The following is a 19,313-nucleotide window of genomic DNA, read 5'->3' on the forward strand; positions in this document are numbered from 1 at the left end:
CAACTATGGACAAGCAACTCATCACGGGACTGATCCTGGCGGGCGGCCGTGGCTCGCGCATGGGCAATGTCGACAAGGGCCTGCAGCCCTTTCGCGGCACGACCATGGCCCAGCACGTGCTGGAGCGCCTGGCGCCGCAGGTCGGCAGTGTCATCATCAACGCCAACCGCAATCTGGAAAGCTGGCGCGTCTTCAACGTGCCGGTGTGGCCGGACGAGACGCCCGACTTCGCCGGGCCGCTGGCCGGGCTGGAAGCGGGCCTGCGCCACTGCGCCACGCCCTGGCTGCTGGCGGCGCCCTGCGACTCGCCCTTCCTGCCGGGTGACCTGGCCGAGCGCCTCGCTGCGGCTGTCGAAGCCGAGGATGCCGACCTGGCCTTTGCCGTCACCCGGGAGCCGGGCATGCGCCCACAGCCGCATCCGGTGTTCTGCCTGGTGAAGACGAGCCGGCTGCCGCAGCTGTCCCAATACCTGCGTGAAGGCGGACGCCGCGTGGACGGCTGGTACAAGGATCTGAAGGCGGTCGAGGTGCTGTTCGAGGATGCGGATGCCTTCCGCAACATCAATACGCTCGACGAATTGAAGGGTCTGGACAACACCCTGCCGCCCTCGCTGGCGAGCGTGGTCAGCTGCCTGTCTTCCTACGATCCGGATGCCCTGCCGGTGCGCGACGCCCAGCGCATCATCCGCGAGTTCGTGCGGCCGGTTCGCGCGGTCGAGAAAGTTGCGCTGCGCGCCGCACTCGGCCGCGTGCTGGCGGCGGACGTGATCTCGCCGATCAACGTCCCGGCCCACGACAATTCCGCCATGGACGGCTTCGCGCTGCGCGGCAGCGACCTGCGCGCCGATGCCCCCGTCACCCTGCGCGTGATCGGCACCACCTTCGCCGGCAATGCCTCCGGCATGGTCCCGGCAGCCGGGGAATGCGTGCGCATCATGACGGGCGGTGTCATGCCGGAAGGCTGCGACAGCGTGGTGCCGCAGGAATTCGTCAGCCAGGATGGCGACACGATTACCCTGCCCGCGGGCGTGATCCGCCCCGGCGACAACCGCCGCTTTGCCGGCGAAGACTTGAAAGCCGGCAGCCCGGCATTGTCGAAGGGGCGCGTGGTGCGTCCGCCCGACCTCGGCATGCTCGCCTCGCTCGGCGTTCCCGAAGTGGCAGTGCAGCGCCGCCTGCGCGTGGCCTTCTTCTCGACCGGCGACGAACTGCGCTCGGTCGGCGAAGCGCTCGATGAAGGCTGCGTCTACGACAGCAACCGCTACACGATCTACGGCATGCTGCGGCGCCTGGGCTGTGACATCGTCGACATGGGCGTGGTGCGCGACGACCCGGCCGCGCTGGAAGAAGCCTTGCGGAGCGCCTGCGAGAACGCCGACGCCATCATCACCTCCGGCGGCGTGTCGGTCGGCGCGGCCGACTACACCAAGCAGATCATGGCCAAGCTGGGCGACGTCACCTTCTGGAAGATCGGCATGCGGCCCGGACGCCCGCTCGCCTTCGGCCGTGTCGACTCGAATGGCCGCAGCGCCTTCCTCTTCGGCCTGCCGGGCAATCCGGTGGCGGTGATGGTGTCCTTCTACTTCTTCGCCCGCGAAGCCCTGCTGCGCATGATGGGGGCGGATGCTCCCCTGCCCCTGCTGCGCGCGCGCTCGAGCGGCGCGATCCGCAAGAAGCCCGGCCGCACCGAGTACCAGCGCGGCATTTTGACGCGCGGTGCGGATGGCGAAGCGGAGGTGCGCATCACGGGCTCGCAAGGCTCGGGCATCCTGCGCTCGATGTCGGAGGCGAATTGCATGGTGGTGCTGCACGACGAGCAAGGCAACGTCACAGCGGGGGATTTGGTCGATGTGCTGGTATTCGAGGGATTGATGTAAGCGGCTCGGATCGTCTAAACCAGATCGTCGTCTGGATCGATGCCTTCCAAGCCAATTGCACTCATCGGAATATGGAAGGCTTCGCCCTGTTGCTGCATTAACGATATGACGCGATGAAACCCCGCTAAATAACCGACAGAGAAATCCGAGCCGCCATCGCTTGCCTTCTGCTTGGCTTCTATGGCCAATTCTTTAAGCAATAAGCCCAGATCGTGAAGATAGCCTTCATAGTCGGTCATCATACAAGTCCATTGAACATCGATTTCGAAAGCGTCGGAGTGATCGCGTCCGAACCACTAGTCGCCTAGCGACCTGCCTCAATCGTCGGAATCCAGGCGATCCGGCCCGAGCATTAGCTGCGCGGCCTCGCTCGGCAAAGCCTCCACCGACTTCAGCTTCCTCGCCATCTGGCGGCTGCGCACCTCGGCGCTTTCGATGTTCTTGGCCGCCTTCTCAAGCGTCGCCTTGGTGGTGGCGAGCACGTCGCCGAACTTGGTGAATTCGGTCTTCACCGCGCCCAGCACCTGCCACACCTCGGACGAGCGCTTTTCCAGCGCCAGCGTGCGGAAGCCCATCTGCAGGCTGTTGAGCAGCGCGCTCAGGGTCGAGGGGCCGGCGATGGTCACGCGCAGCGAGCGCTGCAGGTCATCGGCCAGGCCCGGGCGGCGCATGACTTCCGCGTACAGGCCCTCGGTCGGCAGGAAGAGGATGGCGAAGTCGGTCGTCTGCGGCGGCGACACGTATTTTTCGCAGATGGTCTTGGCTTCGCCGCGCACCGCCCGTTCCAGCTCCGCGCCGGCGCGCGCGACGCCGTCGGCATCGGCCGTCTCGGCCGCTTCCAGCAGGCGTTCGTACTGCTCCTTCGGGAACTTGGCGTCGATCGGCAGCCACAGCGGCGGGCCGCCATCGACCACGCCCGGCAGCTTGATCGCGAATTCCACGCGCGCGTTGGAGCCGGCCACGGTCTCGACGTTCTTGGCGTACTGGTCGACCGTCAGCACCTGCTCGAGCAGCATCTCGAGCTGCACTTCGCCCCAGGTGCCGCGGGTCTTGACGTTGGTGAGCACGCGCTTGAGGTCGCCCACGCCGATGGCCAGGGCCTGCATCTCGCCCAGGCCCTGGTGCACTTTTTCCAGGCGCTCGCTGACCTGGCGGAAGGATTCCGTCAGGCGCGTCTCCAGCGTCGCGTGCAGCTTCTCGTCCACGGTCTGGCGCATCTCTTCCAGGCGCTTCGCATTGTCCGCCTGCAGGTCGCGGATCTTGCTTTCCAGCGTGCCGCGCACTTCCAGCATGCGCTGGGCGTTCGATTCGGTCAGGTTCGACAGGGTCAGCTGCAGGGTGTCGGCGAAACGCTTCAGGGAGCGCGCCTGCTCTTCGCGGCCGCTGCTCGACTGCAGCTGCATCTGCTGGCGCATGCTGTCGAACTGCTGCACGCTGGCGGCGTGGTACTGGCCCATGTGGCCCGCCACTTCCTGGCGCGTGGCCTGTGCGGTGGATTGCATCTCGAGGCGCAGTTCGCGCTCCAGGCGCTCGATGTGGCGGGCGTCGCCATTGGATCGGGCGCGCGCCAGCAACAGGAGCTGCAGGACGACCACGACGACCAGGACCAGCAGCAGGACGATCTCGATGATGCTCATGTTTCAGTCGGCCTTCTCAGTCGGCTTTATTGCGCATCCAGTCGGCGGTGTGGAAGAAGGACTGCATCATCCGCACGCGCAGGGCGTCGTCGTAGCCCAGGTCTTCCATCGCCCAGGCCATCGCGCGCAGCCACTGGTCGCGTTCCCTGGTGCCGATGGCGAAAGGCAGGTGGCGGGCGCGCAGGCGCGGGTGGCCGTAGCGTTCGATGAACAGGTCGGGCCCGCCCATCCAGCCCGACAGGAACATGAACAGCTTTTCGCGCGAGCTGTCGTTGGGCACCGGGTGCATCGCGTGAATCTCGGCGAATTCGGGCTCGAGCTGCATCAGGTCGTAAAAACGGTCGACCAGCTCGCGCAGGCGGGACTCGCCGCCCATGATCTCGTACAGCGTTTGTGCTTCGGGGGTATTCGATTCAGACATGCGGACATGATAGCGCAGCCGGGGTGTTCGATGACAGCCCCGGCTGGCGCTTGTTGCAATTACCGGTCAAGCTTCACGCAGGGTCTGCAGCGGCGGCTGGCGCAGCACGCTGCGCAGGCCCAGCCAGCCGCCGATCAGGGCGCACGCGGCGCCGACCGCGACGCCCGCCAGCCACACCTGCGGCTCGAAGCGCCAGGCGAACTTGAACGCGTACTCGGCCAGCGCCCAGCCCATCGCCGCCGCCCCGGTCGCGGCCAGCACGCCGGACAGGCCGCCGACCAGCACGAACTCGATGCGCTGCGCCTGGGCCAGCTGGCCCTTGGTCGCCCCCAGCGCCCGCAGCAGCCCGGCTTCGCGGGTGCGCTCGGCCTGCGACCCCATCAGGGCCGCGTACAGCACCAGCACGCCGGACGCCAGGGTGAAGGTGAACAGGAATTCGACCGCCACCACCACCTGGTCCAGCACGTCCTGCAGCTGGCGGATGATGCCGGAGACGTCGATCACGCTCAGGTTCGGGTAGTTGCGGCTCAGGGTGTTGGTCAGGTCGTTGTTACCCATGGCGGCCCCATTCGGCAGGTGGAAGGCCGTCATATAGCTCTTCGGCGCATTGACCATGGCTTGCGGGTTGATGATGACGAAGAAGTTGGCGCGCATCGAGCCCCATTCCAGCTTGCGCAGGCTCGTGATCTTCGCTTCGACCGGAATGCCGCCCATGTCGAAGCGCATCACGTCGCCCAGCTTCAGCTTCAGGCGCGTGGCCAGGCTCTGCTCGACCGATGCCTCGGCGACGCCGGGCGCATCCTTGTACCAGCTGCCGGCGACGATCTCGTTCGTCTCGGGCATGTCCTTCATGGTGGACAGGTTGAACTCGCGCTCGGCCATGCGGCGCGCCTCGCCATCCTGGTAGGTGTCGCGGGTGACCGGCTTGCCGTTCAGGGCCGTGAAGCGGCCGCGGATCATCGGGTAGAGCACGACGTTCTTCACGTCCGCGCCGCGCAGCTGCTGCTCGACCCCGGCCGCCTGCTCCGGCTGGATATTGATGATGAAGCGGTTCGGCGCATCCGGCGGCGTGGCGGTGCGCCAGGCCGACATCAGGTCGCCGCGCACGACGGTGAGGATCAGGAGCGCCATCAGGCCGAGCGAGAGCGAGACCACCTGCACCACGGTGGCGCCGGGACGGCGCTGCAGCGAGGTGATGGCGAAACGCCAGGCCTGGTGCCTGAACAGGCCGCGCAGGTGGCGCAGGCCGCGCAGACCGAGCCAGGCCACGAACGCGAACACGGCCAGGCCGCCGAGGAAGCCGCCGGCCGTCATCAGGGCGATCTTGGTGTCGCCCGCCTGCCACAGCAGCAGCGCCAGGAACACGCCGATCCCGAGGCCATAGGTGGCCAGGGCCAGCGGCTGGGGCGCGGCGGCTTCGCGCCGGATCACGCGGTTGTGCGGCACGTTGCGCAGCTGGAGCACCGGCGGCAGCGCGAAGCCGACCAGCAGCAGCATGCCGGTCGCCACGCCCTGCAGGGCCGGCAGCGGCGACACCGGCGGCAGGTCGGGCGGCAGCAGATTGCCGATCAGCTCGATCAGGATGAAGTGGGCGCCGAAACCCACCAGCACGCCCAGCAGGCTGCCCGCCAGGCCGACGAGGGTGAACTCGATCAGGTACATGGCGCCGACCTGGTTCTGGGTCATGCCGAGGCAGCGCAGCATGGCGCAGGCGTCCAGGTGGCGCTGCATGAAGCGGCGCGCCGCCATCGCGACCGCCACCGCGGCCAGCATGGCCGAGAGCAGGCCGACCAGGGACAGGAAGCTGTCGGCGCGGTCGAGCGTGGCGCGCATCTCGGGGCGGCCGTTCTCCAGGGTCTCGATGCGCACGCCGCGCACATTGCCGGTCTTGATGTCGCTGCGCAGCCAGGCTTCGTACGCCTGCACCGCGGCCAGCTCGTTCTTCGAGGGGGACGCCACCTGCAGGCGGTAAGCCACGCGCGAGAAGGCGTCGACCAGCTTCGTGGCCGGCAGGTCCTGCAGCGAGAGCATCACGCGCGGCGCGAAGTTGGCGAAGCCCGCCCCCTTGTCCGGTTCGGCGGCGATCAGCTGGGCGATGCGGAAGGTTTTCTCGCCGAGCTGGATGCTGCCGCCCACTCCCGTCCGCAGGGCCGGCAGCAGGTTGGCGTCGACCCAGACCGTGCCCGGTTCCGGGATACCCGTGGTCTTCGTGCCGAGCGCACGGCTGGCGGCATCGGTGTCGGTGGTGATGGTGAGCTGGCCGCGCAGCGGGTAGCCGTTCGAGACCGCCTTGACGGCGGCCAGCTTGGCCTGCGTGTCCTCGCCTTCCCCGGCCTGGGCCATGCTCTGGAACTGGGTGAAGTCGGCCACCAGCAGGCCGCGGCGGCGCGCTTCCTCGCGCCAGCGCTCGGGCACCGGGTCGTCGGCATTGACCAGCAGGTCGGCGCCCAGCAGCTGGTGCGCGTCGCGCTCGAGGCCCGTGCGCATGCGGTCGATGAAGAAGCCGACCGAGGACAGGGCCGACACGGCGACGACCAGCGCCACCAGCAGGAAGCGCAGCTCGCCCGCGCGCCAGTCGCGTGCGGTCATGCGGAGGGACTGGAGGAACATGGGACGTCCTCAGGCGCGAATTTGCGCAGAGTGGGCAAAGAAATCGTCGACTTCGGCGATGAACGCGCGCTTGCGCTCCGGGTCGAGGAAGGAGGCGGCGAAGCTGTTGCGCGCCAGCTGGCGCGCGTGGTTCACGTCCAGCGGCAGCGCCTCGAAGGCGGCGATGAAGTTGGCGTTCATGTAGCCGCCGAAATAGGCCGGGTCGTCCGAATTCACGGTGGCCACCAGGCCCTTGTCGAGCAGCTCGCGCAGGTTGTGCTTGCCCATCACGTCGAACACGCGCAGCTTGATGTTCGACAGCGGGCACACGGTCAGCGCCATCTGTTCGCGCACCAGGCGCTCCACCAGGGCCGGGCTTTCCAGGCTGCGTACGCCGTGGTCGATGCGCTCGACCTCGAGCACGTCGAGGGCGCTCTCGATGTAGGCGGGCGGGCCCTCTTCTCCCGCGTGCGCCACGAGGCGCAGCCCGAGCTGGCGGGCGCGCTCGAACACACGCGCGAATTTTTCCGGCGGGTGGCCGACTTCGGAGGAATCCAGCCCTACGCCCAGAATCTTGTCACGGAATGGGAGCGATTCTTCGAGCGTGGCCAGCGCCTCTTCCTCGGACAGGTGGCGCAGGAAGCACATGATCAGGCTCGCGCTGATCGGGCCTTCCTGGCAGGCGCGCCAGATGCCGCCGATGACGGTCTCGAAGGGGACGCCGCGCGCAGTATGCGTCTGCGGGTCGAAGAAGATCTCGGCGTGGCGCACATTGTCTGCGGCGGCGCGCTGCAGGTAAGCCGCGGTCATGTCGTAGAAATCCTGCTCGGTGAGCAGCACACTGGCGCCGGCGTAATAGATGTCGAGGAAGGATTGCAGGTCCGTGAAAGCGTAGGCATCGCGCAACGCCTCGACCGAGGCATAGGGCAGCGATACGCTGTTTCTTTGTGCCAGCGCAAAAATCAGCTCGGGCTCGAGCGAACCTTCAATGTGGATATGTAATTCTGCCTTCGGCATGTTTTGCAGGACGCTGCGCAGCTGCTCGTTCAGCATGATGTTTCTCCGGCCGTGAAACGATTTGGATGTTGTGGCCGACAAGTGTAACGCATGGGCGGACAGGCCCGGGCTCACAGGGAAAAGCGCCCGAAAAGGGGCGCGCCGTATTGACCGTACGCGTGCGCCACTGCTTGAGCATATCATGCACTATCGGATCACAAAGTTGATATTTAAGCAGCCTCGGGAGGCATGAAAATCGACCGTGCGAGACCCTCCCAGGCATCCCTTCCAGGACGTGTTGACGGGTCTCGCGGGCGGGCTTTGAACGACGCTTTTCTAATCTGATTCAAGCACTTGCATATACATTAAAGGTGCGCACGACACTGCTTTGACTTCGAGAACCAATAGGCACATAATAAATTTCACAAACGCAAAAAAAGACGCTCTCCAAGCTGCGGGAGACCGGACCGGGCCCACCAGCACATCCGGGACTAGAAGAAAAAAATCGCACTGTCTGCGCCGCCGGCCATCCCGGCGCCGCATGCGGGCGACCGATAAGGAGTACGCCAGACAAAGACCGGGGGGCTTGAGGCAGGCCCATCACACGGACTGCCGAGACAGTGATTGTTCGCACACGAAATTCGCCCGCGCTTCTTCCAAGGACCCGTGACGGATTTCGCCTACCAAAGGACATTCGAAATGAGCATCTTTGACAACTACGCAGCCCGCTATGAGCGTACCCGGGAAGAGGAATACTCCATGTCGGAGTTCCTCCAGCTCTGCAAGAAAGACCCCCTGACCTATGCCAGCGCGCCGGAGCGCATGCTGGCCGCCATCGGCGACCCCACCCTGGTCGACACCCGCCTCGACCCGCGCCTGTCCCGCATCTTCGCGAACAAGGTGATCAAGGTCTATCCGGCCTTTCGCGAGTTCTACGGCATGGAGGAAGTGATCGAACAGGTCGTCTCCTACTTCCGCCACGCGGCCCAGGGCCTGGAAGAACGCAAGCAGATCCTCTACCTGCTGGGCCCGGTGGGTGGCGGCAAGTCCTCGATCGCCGAGAAGCTCAAGAGCCTGATGGAACAGGTGCCCTTCTACGCGATCAAGGGTTCGCCCGTGAACGAGTCGCCCCTCGGCCTCTTCAACGAAGTCGAAGACGGCACCATCCTCGAAGAAGACTACGGCATCCCGCGCCGCTACCTGCGCACCATCCCGAGCCCCTGGGCCGTGAAGCGCCTGCACGAGTTCGGCGGCGACATCAACAAGTTCCGCGTGGTCAAGCGCTACCCCTCGATCCTGAAACAGGTCGCGGTCGCCAAGACCGAGCCGGGCGACGAAAACAACCAGGACATTTCCTCGCTGGTGGGCAAGGTCGACATCCGCAAGCTCGAAGATTATGCCCAGGACGATCCGGACGCCTACAGCTACTCGGGCGGCCTGTGCCTGGCAAACCAGGGCCTGATGGAATTCGTCGAGATGTTCAAGGCGCCGATCAAGGTGCTGCACCCGCTGCTGACGGCCACGCAGGAAGGCAACTACAAGGGCACCGAGGGCTTCGGCGCGATTCCCTTCGAGGGCATCGTGCTGGCGCACTCCAACGAGTCCGAGTGGAAGACCTTCCGCAACAACCGCAACAACGAGGCCTTCCTCGACCGTATCTACATCGTCAAGGTGCCCTACTGCCTGCGCGTGTCGGACGAGATCAAGATCTACGACAAGCTGCTGCACAACTCCTCGCTCGACAAGGCGCCCTGCGCGCCGGGCACCCTGCGCATGATGGCGCAGTTCGCGATCCTGTCGCGCCTGAAGGACCCGGAGAACTCCAGCGTCTACTCGAAGATGCTGGTCTACGACGGCGAGAACCTGAAGGACACCGACCCCAAGGCCAAGTCGATGCACGAATACGTCGACTATGCCGGCGTGGACGAAGGCATGAACGGCCTGTCGACCCGCTTCGCCTTCAAGATCCTGTCCAAGGTCTTCAACTTCGATAACACCGAAGTGGCGGCCAATCCGGTTCACCTGCTCTACGTGCTCGAACAGCAGATCGAACGCGAGCAGTTCCCGCCGGAGACCGAGCAGCGCTACATGTCCTATATCAAGGAACACCTGGCGCAGCGCTACGTCGACTTCATCGGCAAGGAAATCCAGACCGCCTACCTGGAAAGCTATTCCGAGTATGGCCAGAATATCTTCGACCGTTACGTGACCTTCGCGGACTTCTGGATCCAGGACCAGGAATTCCGCGATCCTGACACCGGCGAGAGCTTCGACCGCGAATCGCTGAACGCCGAGCTCGAGAAGATCGAGAAGCCGGCCGGCATCTCGAATCCGAAGGATTTCCGAAACGAAATCGTCAACTTCAGCCTGCGTGCGCGGGCCACCAATGCCGGCAAGAACCCGGCCTGGACCAGCTACGAGAAATTCCGTAGCGTGATCGAGAAGAAGATGTTCTCGAACACCGAAGAACTCCTGCCTGTCATCTCCTTCAATGCGAAGGCGAGCGCCGAGGATGCCAACAAGCATGCCGACTTCGTTGCCCGCATGGTCGAGAAGGGCTATACGCCGAAGCAGGTGCGGCTGCTGTGCGAATGGTATCTGCGCGTAAGGAAGTCCTCCTGACAGGGGCACCGGCGCGCGGCGAAATGGAGGCGTGCTTCGTACGCGCGATTGCGGAGCGTATTAAGATAGACCTATCAAGATTTCGCCCGCCCGCAACGCATCGGCGGCTCGAAGAACCGTCGCGAGCGGCAGCAGTTGCGGTCGAGAAGCGCAACCGTACAAGCGTACGGTGAGCATCGCAGGGCTCGGCGCCCCCACCGCAATTGCAACGCGCAGCAGGTTCTTCGAGCCGCCACCACAGGAGGCTAGTTTGACTTATCTCATCGACCGTCGCTTGCAGGGCAAGAACAAGTCTGCGGTCAACCGCGAACGCTTCCTGCGCCGCTACAAAGCGCAGATCAAGGACGCGGTGGGCCGCGCGATCAAGGGCCGCTCGATCACCGACATCGAGAACGGCGAAAAAGTCACGATCCCCGTCAAGGACGTGAACGAACCCCATTTCGGCCACGCCCACGGCGGCGTCTGGGAAACCGTCAATCCCGGCAACACCGAATACCAGAAAGGCGACCAGTTCAACCGTCCGCGCAGCGGCGGGGGCGGCGCCGGGCGCGGACGCGCCGGCAACAGCGACCAGACCAGCGAAGACGATTTCATCTTCGAGCTCTCGCGCGAAGAATTCATGAACTATTTCTTCGAAGACCTCGAGCTGCCGAACATGGTCAAGACGCAGCTCAGCCAGACGGTCGAGTTCAAGAACCAGCGCGCCGGCTACAACGTGTCCGGCACGCCCTCGAACATCCACGTGCTGCGCTCGCTGCGCGGCGCGCTCGGCCGCCGCATCGCCGTCGGCGGCCCGGCCAAGCGCCAGTTGAAGGAAGCGGAAGAAGCCCTGCAGGCGCTGTTCGACGAAGGCGCACCTTCGGACGACGAACAGGTGATCGAGCTGAAGGACAAGATCCATCACCTGCACATCCGCCTGAACGCGATTCCCTTCATCGATCCTTTCGACCTGCGCTACTCGAACCGCATCAAGGTGCCGAAGCCCAGCACCCAGGCCGTGATGTTCTGCATCATGGACGTGTCGGGCTCGATGGACGAGACCCGCAAGGACACGGCCAAGCGCTTCTTCATCCTGCTCTACCTCTTCCTGAAGCGCGTCTACGAGAAGATCGAAGTGGTCTTCATCCGCCACCACACGGCCGCGGCCGAGGTCGACGAAAACGAGTTCTTCCATTCGCGCGAATCGGGCGGCACCGTGGTGTCCTCGGCCCTGAACCTGCTGCAGAAAGTCATCGCCGAACGCTACGGCAGCTCGGACTGGAACGCCTACGTGGCCCAGGCCTCGGACGGCGACAACTGGGACAACGACTCGGTGCTGTGCAGGCAGATCCTCACCAGCGCCATCATGCCGCGGGTCCAGTACTACACCTATGTCGAGATCACCGACGGCCCGCCGCAGAACCTGTGGGAACAGTATTGCGAGGTGGCCGAGCACCACAAGAATTTCGCCATGCAGAAGATCGTGACGCCGGCCGACATCTATCCCGTCTTCCGCGAGCTGTTCAAGAAACAGCCGAAATAGCGAACGAGAAAAGGGAGGCACCTCATGCCAAGAGACCCCAACAACCCGCGCGCCCTGCCCGAACAGTCGGAGTGGACCTTCGACCTGATCGAACAGGCGCACGAGGAAATCAAGCGGGTGGCCAAGCGCTACGGCCTGGACACCTACCCGAACCAGCTCGAGATCATCACCGCCGAGCAGATGATGGATGCCTACACCTCGGTGGGCATGCCGGTGTCGTACAACCACTGGTCCTTCGGCAAGCATTTCCTGTCGACGGAAAAAAGCTACCGGCGCGGCCAGATGGGCCTGGCCTACGAGATCGTCATCAACTCGAATCCCTGCATCGCCTACCTGATGGAGGAAAACAGCCTGACCATGCAGGCCCTGGTCATCGCACATGCTGCCTACGGGCACAATTCATTCTTTAAAGGCAATTATCTTTTCCGCACGTGGACCGATGCCGACGCGATCGTCGACTATATGGTGTTTGCGAAGAACTATATTGCAGAGTGCGAACAGCGCTACGGCATCGACGCGGTCGAAGAGCTGCTCGATTCCTGCCACGCGCTGCAGAACTATGGGGTGGACCGCTACAAGCGGCCGGCCAAGCTCTCGGTGGCCCAGGAAACGGCGCGCCAAAAAGAGCGCGAGGAATACGCCCAGTCGCAGATCAATGAGATCTGGCGCACCCTGCCCCTGCGCGAGGAGCAGGTGGCGACCGCGGCGCCGAGCCGCTTCCCGCCCGAGCCCGAAGAGAACCTGCTCTACTTCATCGAGAAATATGCGCCCCTGCTGGAACCCTGGCAGCGCGAACTGGTGCGCATCACCCGCAAGATCTCCCAGTATTTCTATCCGCAGCGCCAGACCCAGGTAATGAACGAGGGCTGGGCCACCTTCTGGCACTACACCATCCTGCAAGACCTTTATAAAGAGGGCATCGTTGGCGACGGTTTCATGCTGGAATTCCTGCAGAGCCACACCAACGTCGTCTACCAGCCGCCCGCGACCAGTCCGTATTACAGCGGCATCAATCCGTATGCACTCGGTTTCGCGATGATGACCGACATTCGACGCATTTGCGAAGACCCGACCGACGAAGACCGCGCCTGGTTCCCGGACATTGCCGGCAGCGACTGGCTCAAGACCCTGGACTTCGCGATGCGCAACTTCAAGGACGAGAGCTTCATCGCCCAGTATCTCTCGCCCAAGCTGATCCGCGACTTCCACTTCTTCGCGGTGCTCGACGACGACCGCAGCGACAAGCTGACCATCTCGGCGATCCACGACGAGCAGGGCTACCGCTACGTGCGCCACAAGCTGGCCGAACAGTACAACATCGGCAGCCGCGAGCCGAACATCCAGGTCTGGCAGGTCAACACCCGCGACGACCGCGCCCTCACCCTGCGCCATACGCAGTTCAACCGGCGTCCGCTGAACCAGCAGGCCCAGGAAGTGCTCAAGCACGTGGCGCGCCTCTGGGGCTTCGACGTGCGTCTCGAGACGGTCGATCCGAGCGGGCACGTGGTCAGCTTCCTGGAGTGCCGCCGCGAGAAACGCGGCCGCTGAGCCGCATCATCCATGGTCGAAGGCCGCCTTTCTGGCGGCCCTTTTCTCTTCCCGCAGGCCGGCAGACTCCGAACCTGGGGCCATACCCCGCGCCGGACGCTGTCGCGGGGCCGCTTGCATCCTCCAGCGCCCGGAAGACGGGGCGCGCCGCGCCTGCCACGGCGACCTACCCGCCCGACCCAGCCTTGCCTTCCACGTCCGACCGTGCGTTTTGCCACCCTTTTCCCGGGAAATGACCAGTGCACAGAAATTTTTTTGCGCTTCGGTGCGCAAACACACTGTTCAAAACGCCGGTTTCCATGTAGTTTTGCTATGCATGAGGGGCAGATATGTGCGAAAGGATTGCCAAAAGAACAACTTAAGCATATCAAGACGCGGTTTTCCCATTACTTTCAGCTATGTCTTCGTACGGGGAAAAACGGGGATGTCGACCTGCTCAACGGTACGCACCGCTTGTACGAAACTGGCTATAGTTTGCAAAAAGATCAGCAACTCGTCATATGAAATTTGCTACTGGTCCATTTTGGCATGAAAAATTTGGCAAAACCGGCATCCATGCCTGACGATCCACACATGGAGGAGAAAGACTACACAAAATTACAATTTTCCATTGCTTTCTGGACCACGGACAGCCCGCCGCCGCAGTTGTATAGATGAGCCTGATTGCCTGCAATTACAGGCAGTTAAGCCCTCTTTCGACGGTGTAAAAATGTCTCCTCAAAAAAGAATTCGTAGGTATAATTCTTTGATGTCCCGGATGCGGCCCTTGGCTTTTTGTCGTGTTTAGTGGGTTTAGTGGCAACAAAAAAAGTTGGTATTGGAGAAAGATGGCATGAATTTTACGCATGATAAGCAACCGGGTAGGAATTTCACCGGTCTCGCCATTGTTATCCTGTTGCACGTTCTGGTTGCTTGGGCCGTCATCAATGGCCTGGGTACCCGGATCGTGAGCAAGGTGGCCGAGGCTGTGGAAACGAAATTGATCGAAGAGGTGAAGCCGCCGCCGCCGCCGGAAACGCCGCCGCCGCCACCACCGCCGGAAATGAAGGCACCGCCACCGCCGTTCATTCCGCCGGTCGAAGTGCAGGTGCAGCAACCGCCGCCGCCGCAGAACGCGATCTCGGTCGCAACCAACACGCCGCCGCCGACGACCAGCCTGGCCCCTCCGGCACCGCCGGCGCCGCCAGCTCCTCCGGCAGCAGCACCGCGCGGTCCGAGCCGGACCGAGGCAGTGGCAGACTTCAACACTTGCGCACGTCCGGAATATCCGCGTTCGTCGCAGCGTAACGAAGAAACGGGTACCACGACCCTGCAGTTCCTGATTGGTGTCGATGGTCGAGTAATGGAATCCAAACTGCAGAAGTCGTCTGGCTTCCGCGATCTGGACCGGGCCGCGCAATCGGCCCTGAGCAAATGCCGATTCAAGCCGGCCACGGTCGATGGCCAGCCGCAACAGGCGTGGACAGCGGTGCAGTACGTCTGGACGCTGGAATAAAACCGAGACAGAACATCGTCTCAACTCTATGATTTTCGTTGTCACTAGTTCAGCGAACTGTCTATTTTATATTTTTGGAGGAAGCATGTTTAAGAATACCCGTTTGTCCGCTATGCTGGCGGCTGTCCTGTTCTCGGTAACGGCGGCATCGGCCCTGGTCTCCGCACCGGCCTTCGCTGACGCTCCTGCCGCAGGCGCCACCGCTCCGGCGGCTGACGCGGCTGCACCGGCTGCCGACGCAGCTGCTGCACCGGCTGCCGACGCAGCTGCCGCTCCGGCTGGCGACGCAGCCGCTCCGGCTGCCGCTGGCGGCGAAGCCACCGAAGAAGTCCACAACCCGTACGGCTTCCAGGCAATGTGGGAAGAAGGCGACTTCGTCAACAAGGGCACCATCATCATCCTGTCGCTGATGTCGATGGGTTCGTGGTACATCATCATCACCAAGCTGATCGACCAGCAGAAGATCATGCGCCAGTCGAAGGACGCTTCGGCCAAGTTCTGGAAAGCTCCGTCGATCGCCGCCGGCTCGGCTCAGCTGAAAGAAGGCTCGCCGTTCCGCTTCATCGCTGAAACCGGCACCAAGGCAACCCAGCACCACGACGGCGCCCTGCTCGAGCAGATCGACCTGTCGACCTGGGTGACCATGCAGATCCAGCGCGCCGTGGACCGCGTCCAGTCGCGTCTGCAAGATGGCCTGTCGTTCCTGGCAACCGTCGGTTCGACCTCGCCGTTCATCGGTCTGTTCGGTACCGTCTGGGGCATCTACAACGCGCTGACCGCCATCGGTATGTCGGGTAACGCATCGATCGACAAAGTGGCAGGCCCGGTGGGTGAAGCGCTGATCATGACCGCATTCGGTCTGTTCGTCGCGGTTCCTGCGGTTCTGGGTTACAACTGGCTGGTTCGTCGTAACAAGTCGGTCATGGAAGACATCCGTTCGTTCTCGGCTGACGTTCACTCGGTCCTGATCTCGGGTGCCATGTCGACCTCGAACGCTGCCGCTGGTGCCAAGAAGGCTGGTTAATCATGTCGATGAGTGTCGGCTCCGATTCCGGAGATGAAGATGCCGTGATGTCAGAGATCAACACGACGCCGCTAGTCGACATCATGTTGGTTCTTCTGATCATCTTCCTGATCACCAGCCCGGTGGTTCTGAATCTGCAGAAGGTTACCCTGCCTGCAGAATCGAACCAGGTCACCAAGTCCAAGCCGGAAGACGTTAACATCACCATCAACAAAGATGGCGAGATGTACTACAACCAGACGCGCCTCGCGAACACGGACGAGCTGTTCAAGTTCCTCGCGGAGCAGTCGGTGAAGCAGCCGCAGCCTGCTGTGAAAGTTCGTGGCGACCAGCAGTCGCGCTACGAAGCGATCGGCCGGGTGATTTACACGGCTCAGCGTGCTGGGATTCAGAAGGTCGGTTTCGTTATCGAACCGCCTGACAAGGGCTAAGTCCCTGTCCGCGATATCAGGGTTTCTTCGGAGACCTTGATATCGCGTCCGAGACCCCAACATTTGAAAAGGAAACACCATGGGCATGAACGTAGGTTCGGGCTCCGCTAAAGGAGCTGATCCGGAACCGATGATGGAAATGAACATGACGCCGCTGATCGACGTCCTGCTCGTTCTCATCATCATGATGATTATCACGATTCCGAAGCAAGACCACTCGGTCAATCTGAACATGCCGGTTGGCAACCCGCCACCGCTGACGAATGAGAAACCGGTGGTCGTGACGATCGATGTGGACTTCGACGGCACCATCCTCTGGGATGGCCAGGTTGTCGCGAATCGCGCGGAACTGGAAGCCAAGATGAACAGCGTCGCTGCGATGGCGAACCAGCCGGAAGTGCACCTGCGTCCGAACAAGCTGGTCGAATACAAGGTGGTCGCCGGTGTCATGGCAACCGCCCAGCGCCTCGGCGTCACCAAGATCGGCATGGTCGGTAACGAGCAGTTCCAGTAATCGATGCATGTTTGACCAACACGGCAGGGTTTCCCTGCCGTGTCCATTTTGAAGAAGGATGTTTTCAGATGATTAAATTCCGTCTCGCACACCTTGGCCTCGCGATGGCCGCTCTCGGTTTCACCGCCGCCCTGCCGGTCGCCGGCCTGGCCCCTGTGCACGCCGCGGTCACCCTGCGTCCGGAAGTCGGCAAACCCCTGCAACAAGCGCAAACGCTGATGAAACAGGGCAATGCCAAGGGCGCCCTGGCCGCCCTGCGCGACGCGGATAAGGCAGCGAAAACCGACGACGAACGCTTCCTGATCGAGCGCGTGCGCGCTTCGGCAGCGTCCTCGGCCGGCGACTGGAGCACCGCCGCCAGCTCGTTCGAAAAACTGCTCGATTCGGGCAAGCTGAGCGCCGGCGAACGTTCGCAGTTCTCGGAAGGCCTGGTCGGCATCTATATGCGCGCCGGCGACCTGAACAAGGCGAACGCCACCATCCAGAAGCTGCTGCAAAAAGGTAACGATCCGAAGCTGCGCGCCTACCTGCTGCAGAACTACTACAAGCAGGGCAACGTCGCCGCGCTGGAGCAGGAACTGCGCAATGCCGAGAAGAGCGGCCGCCTGAGCGAAGACGAGCTCGGCATGCTGGCAAACATCCAGCTCAAGAAGAACGACAAGGCCGGCTACGTCAACACGATCGAGAAACTGGCCGCCGGCTATCCGAAGGCCCAGTACTGGAACGACCTGCTGAATCGCGTGCAGGGCAAACCAGGCTTCTCCGGCCGCCTGTCGGTCGACGTCTACCGCCTGAAGCTGGCGAACAACCTGATGAAGAAGCCGAGCGAGTACATGGAAATGGCCCAGCTCGTGCTGCAGGACAAGGCTCCGGCAGAAGCTCTGAAGGTGATCGACAAGGGCTACAAGGCCGGCGCGCTGGGTACCGGCGCCGACGCCGAACGCCACAAGCGCCTGAAAGACCTGGCCGAGAAGAACCTGGCCGACCAGAACAAGAACGTCGCTGCCCTGGAAGCCGAATACACGGCCGCCAAGGACAACGACGCCCTGGTGGGCCTCGGCTACGCGCTGGTGCAATCGGGCCAGGCCGACAAGGGCCTGAAGATGATGGAAGCCGCGATCAAGGCCGGCGGCCTGCGTCGCGCCGACGAAGCCAAGCTGCGCCTGGGTGAAGCCTACGCCGCGGCCGGCCGCAAGCAGCAGGCGATCAGCACCCTCAAGACCGTGGGCGGCAAGGACGGCTCGGCCGACCTGGCACGCTACTGGATCATGGCAATCAACCGTCCGGTTGCCTGATTCCCTCGCTTGAGCATGCCGACGCCGCCTTTCGAGGCGGCGTTTTTTTTCGCCGGCTCCGCCCCAGTCCTTCCCCCACGGTGTCAGGTCTGACATTTGGACACGAACACAGCATTGGTCTCCTGCCGTCCGCGGGCTACGGTTCAGCTTGTGTCCGAATGTCAGACCAGACCTGACACCGCGGTGTGAAGCGTTGGAGGTCGACATCGACGGCCAAGCCCACGTTGCTGTGCAACATTCGACATACCGTATAATCCTTATTTCGCGCCGGAGCGTCCGGCAGCGCCAAGGAACCATTGATGAAGGTATTTCGCGGACTTCCCAACGACAGGGCGCGCGCCCCCTGCGCACTCACGATCGGCAACTTTGACGGTGTCCACCGCGGCCACCAGGCATTGTTGGCGCACGTGCGCGGCGCTGCCGCCGAGCTGGGTATCGAAGCCGCCGTCATGACCTTCGAACCGCATCCGCGCGAATACTTCGCGCGGCGCACGGGCGACCTGTCGAAAGCCCCGGCCCGCATCGCCAACCTGCGCGACAAGCTGGGCGACCTGGAACGCGCCGGCATCGACCGTGTCATCGTCGAGCACTTCAACGAGCATTTCGCCTCCCAGTCGCCGCAGGACTTCATCGAGCGCGTGCTGGTCGAGGGCCTGCACGTCAAATGGCTGATGGTGGGCGACGACTTCCGCTTCGGCGCCAAACGCGCGGGCGATATCGCCATGCTGCAGGAAGCGGGACGCCGCTACGGCTTCCAGGCCGAGACCCTGTCCGCCGTCATGCATGGCGAGCGCCGCATCTCGTCTTCCGCAGTGCGCGAAGCGCTGAAGGAAGCCGATTTCGCCGCCACCCAGCAGCTGCTGGGCCATCCCTATGTCATGTCGGGCCACGTGATCCACGGCCAGAAGCTGGGCCGCACCCTGGGCTTCCCGACCCTGAACCTGCGCGTCGCCCACCGCCCCGCCCTGATCGGCATTTTCGTGGTACAGGTGCATGGCCTGGCCGACCAGCCCCTGCCTGCGGTCGCCAGCCTGGGCGTGCGCCCGACCGTCGAAGACGCGGGCCGCATGCTGCTCGAAGTCCACGTCTTCGACTACAACGCGCCCGCCTACGGCAAGCTGGTGCGGGTCGAATTCCTCGCCAAGCTGCGCGACGAGGAAAAGTACGTCGACCTGCCCACCCTCACCGCCGCGATCGAAGGCGACGCCCGGCAGGCACGCGCCTTCTTTGCGCACCGCAACGGCGCGCTGACGGCGACGGACCGAATTTGACGCCAGCCCAGGCTGAGTAGACGCGCCGGCTCCGGCGCACCGCGCGGCCCGCCGCGCTCGAACCGAATCAT

At 63.4% G+C, this 19,313-nt stretch carries 15 protein-coding genes; 10 read left to right on the forward strand and 5 right to left on the reverse strand.

Annotated elements, in window-relative coordinates; translation table 11 throughout:
* Positions 1-5: 5 nt before the first annotated feature.
* Complete coding sequence (gene moeA / locus ACQ7JA_RS21340; protein WP_430901465.1) at positions 6-1,877, forward strand: molybdopterin molybdotransferase MoeA; 1,872 nt, start codon at positions 6-8, stop codon at positions 1,875-1,877.
* 14 nt (positions 1,878-1,891) lie between these two features.
* Here moeA and ACQ7JA_RS21345 read toward each other — a convergent pair whose 3' ends face one another.
* The 5 genes from ACQ7JA_RS21345 to ACQ7JA_RS21365 all read right to left on the reverse strand — a co-directional run bounded on the left by ACQ7JA_RS21345 (position 1,892) and on the right by ACQ7JA_RS21365 (position 7,577).
* Positions 1,892-2,119 (reverse strand): hypothetical protein, encoded by a 228-nt coding sequence (locus ACQ7JA_RS21345; RefSeq protein WP_430901468.1) that lies wholly within the window; start codon positions 2,117-2,119, stop codon positions 1,892-1,894.
* 75 nt (positions 2,120-2,194) lie between these two features.
* A complete protein-coding gene (locus ACQ7JA_RS21350; RefSeq protein WP_430901470.1) occupies positions 2,195-3,514 on the reverse strand; it encodes a DNA recombination protein RmuC in 1,320 nt (439 codons plus the stop codon).
* A gap of 16 nt (positions 3,515-3,530) precedes the next feature.
* Entirely contained in the window at positions 3,531-3,935 is a 405-nt protein-coding gene (locus ACQ7JA_RS21355) for a group II truncated hemoglobin (protein WP_430901474.1), read from the reverse strand.
* A gap of 66 nt (positions 3,936-4,001) precedes the next feature.
* Positions 4,002-6,545, reverse strand: coding sequence for an ABC transporter permease (locus tag ACQ7JA_RS21360; protein WP_430901476.1), 2,544 nt, complete (start codon positions 6,543-6,545; stop codon positions 4,002-4,004).
* Between the two features lie 9 nt (positions 6,546-6,554).
* Complete coding sequence (locus tag ACQ7JA_RS21365) at positions 6,555-7,577, reverse strand: adenosine deaminase (protein ID WP_430901478.1); 1,023 nt, start codon at positions 7,575-7,577, stop codon at positions 6,555-6,557.
* A 642-nt stretch (positions 7,578-8,219) separates the two neighbouring features.
* Here ACQ7JA_RS21365 and ACQ7JA_RS21370 point away from each other — a divergent pair.
* From ACQ7JA_RS21370 to ACQ7JA_RS21410, 9 genes are all read left to right on the forward strand, one after another.
* Positions 8,220-10,142 (forward strand): PrkA family serine protein kinase, encoded by a 1,923-nt coding sequence (locus ACQ7JA_RS21370; protein WP_430901480.1) that lies wholly within the window; start codon positions 8,220-8,222, stop codon positions 10,140-10,142.
* 250 nt (positions 10,143-10,392) lie between these two features.
* Entirely contained in the window at positions 10,393-11,664 is a 1,272-nt protein-coding gene (locus ACQ7JA_RS21375; protein ID WP_430901482.1) for a YeaH/YhbH family protein, read from the forward strand.
* Between the two features lie 24 nt (positions 11,665-11,688).
* Positions 11,689-13,212 carry a SpoVR family protein gene (locus ACQ7JA_RS21380; RefSeq protein ID WP_430901484.1) on the forward strand — a complete coding sequence of 508 codons (1,524 nt, stop codon included), beginning with the start codon at positions 11,689-11,691 and terminating at the stop codon, positions 13,210-13,212.
* A gap of 832 nt (positions 13,213-14,044) precedes the next feature.
* Complete coding sequence (locus ACQ7JA_RS21385) at positions 14,045-14,707, forward strand: energy transducer TonB (protein WP_430901486.1); 663 nt, start codon at positions 14,045-14,047, stop codon at positions 14,705-14,707.
* 85 nt (positions 14,708-14,792) lie between these two features.
* A complete protein-coding gene (locus ACQ7JA_RS21390; protein ID WP_430901488.1) occupies positions 14,793-15,731 on the forward strand; it encodes a MotA/TolQ/ExbB proton channel family protein in 939 nt (312 codons plus the stop codon).
* Positions 15,732-15,733: 2 nt separating this feature from the next.
* On the forward strand, positions 15,734-16,162 hold the full coding sequence (locus tag ACQ7JA_RS21395; RefSeq protein ID WP_430901490.1) for an ExbD/TolR family protein: 429 nt from the start codon (positions 15,734-15,736) through the stop codon (positions 16,160-16,162).
* A gap of 79 nt (positions 16,163-16,241) precedes the next feature.
* On the forward strand, positions 16,242-16,676 hold the full coding sequence (locus ACQ7JA_RS21400; protein ID WP_430901492.1) for an ExbD/TolR family protein: 435 nt from the start codon (positions 16,242-16,244) through the stop codon (positions 16,674-16,676).
* 68 nt (positions 16,677-16,744) lie between these two features.
* A complete protein-coding gene (locus ACQ7JA_RS21405) occupies positions 16,745-17,971 on the forward strand; it encodes a tetratricopeptide repeat protein (protein WP_430901494.1) in 1,227 nt (408 codons plus the stop codon).
* Positions 17,972-18,270: 299 nt separating this feature from the next.
* Positions 18,271-19,242, forward strand: coding sequence for a bifunctional riboflavin kinase/FAD synthetase (locus ACQ7JA_RS21410; RefSeq protein WP_430901496.1), 972 nt, complete (start codon positions 18,271-18,273; stop codon positions 19,240-19,242).
* Positions 19,243-19,313 lie beyond the last annotated feature (71 nt).

It is taken from the genome of Massilia sp. BKSP1R2A-1, assembly GCF_050586525.1.
In the GTDB taxonomy this organism is placed as follows: Bacteria; Pseudomonadota; Gammaproteobacteria; order Burkholderiales; family Burkholderiaceae_D; genus Telluria.

Coding starts and splice junctions, on each gene's coding strand:
- ACQ7JA_RS21400 (WP_430901492.1), top strand. CDS start 16,242: ATGGGCATGAACGTAGGTTCGGGCTCCGCTAAAGGAGCTGATCCGGAA.
- ACQ7JA_RS21345 (WP_430901468.1), bottom strand. CDS start 2,119: ATGATGACCGACTATGAAGGCTATCTTCACGATCTGGGCTTATTGCTT.
- ACQ7JA_RS21390 (WP_430901488.1), top strand. CDS start 14,793: ATGTTTAAGAATACCCGTTTGTCCGCTATGCTGGCGGCTGTCCTGTTC.
- ACQ7JA_RS21385 (WP_430901486.1), top strand. CDS start 14,045: ATGAATTTTACGCATGATAAGCAACCGGGTAGGAATTTCACCGGTCTC.
- ACQ7JA_RS21405 (WP_430901494.1), top strand. CDS start 16,745: ATGATTAAATTCCGTCTCGCACACCTTGGCCTCGCGATGGCCGCTCTC.
- ACQ7JA_RS21380 (WP_430901484.1), top strand. CDS start 11,689: ATGCCAAGAGACCCCAACAACCCGCGCGCCCTGCCCGAACAGTCGGAG.
- ACQ7JA_RS21350 (WP_430901470.1), bottom strand. CDS start 3,514: ATGAGCATCATCGAGATCGTCCTGCTGCTGGTCCTGGTCGTCGTGGTC.
- ACQ7JA_RS21370 (WP_430901480.1), top strand. CDS start 8,220: ATGAGCATCTTTGACAACTACGCAGCCCGCTATGAGCGTACCCGGGAA.
- moeA (WP_430901465.1), top strand. CDS start 6: ATGGACAAGCAACTCATCACGGGACTGATCCTGGCGGGCGGCCGTGGC.
- ACQ7JA_RS21410 (WP_430901496.1), top strand. CDS start 18,271: ATGAAGGTATTTCGCGGACTTCCCAACGACAGGGCGCGCGCCCCCTGC.
- ACQ7JA_RS21360 (WP_430901476.1), bottom strand. CDS start 6,545: ATGTTCCTCCAGTCCCTCCGCATGACCGCACGCGACTGGCGCGCGGGC.
- ACQ7JA_RS21365 (WP_430901478.1), bottom strand. CDS start 7,577: ATGCTGAACGAGCAGCTGCGCAGCGTCCTGCAAAACATGCCGAAGGCA.
- ACQ7JA_RS21395 (WP_430901490.1), top strand. CDS start 15,734: ATGTCGATGAGTGTCGGCTCCGATTCCGGAGATGAAGATGCCGTGATG.
- ACQ7JA_RS21355 (WP_430901474.1), bottom strand. CDS start 3,935: ATGTCTGAATCGAATACCCCCGAAGCACAAACGCTGTACGAGATCATG.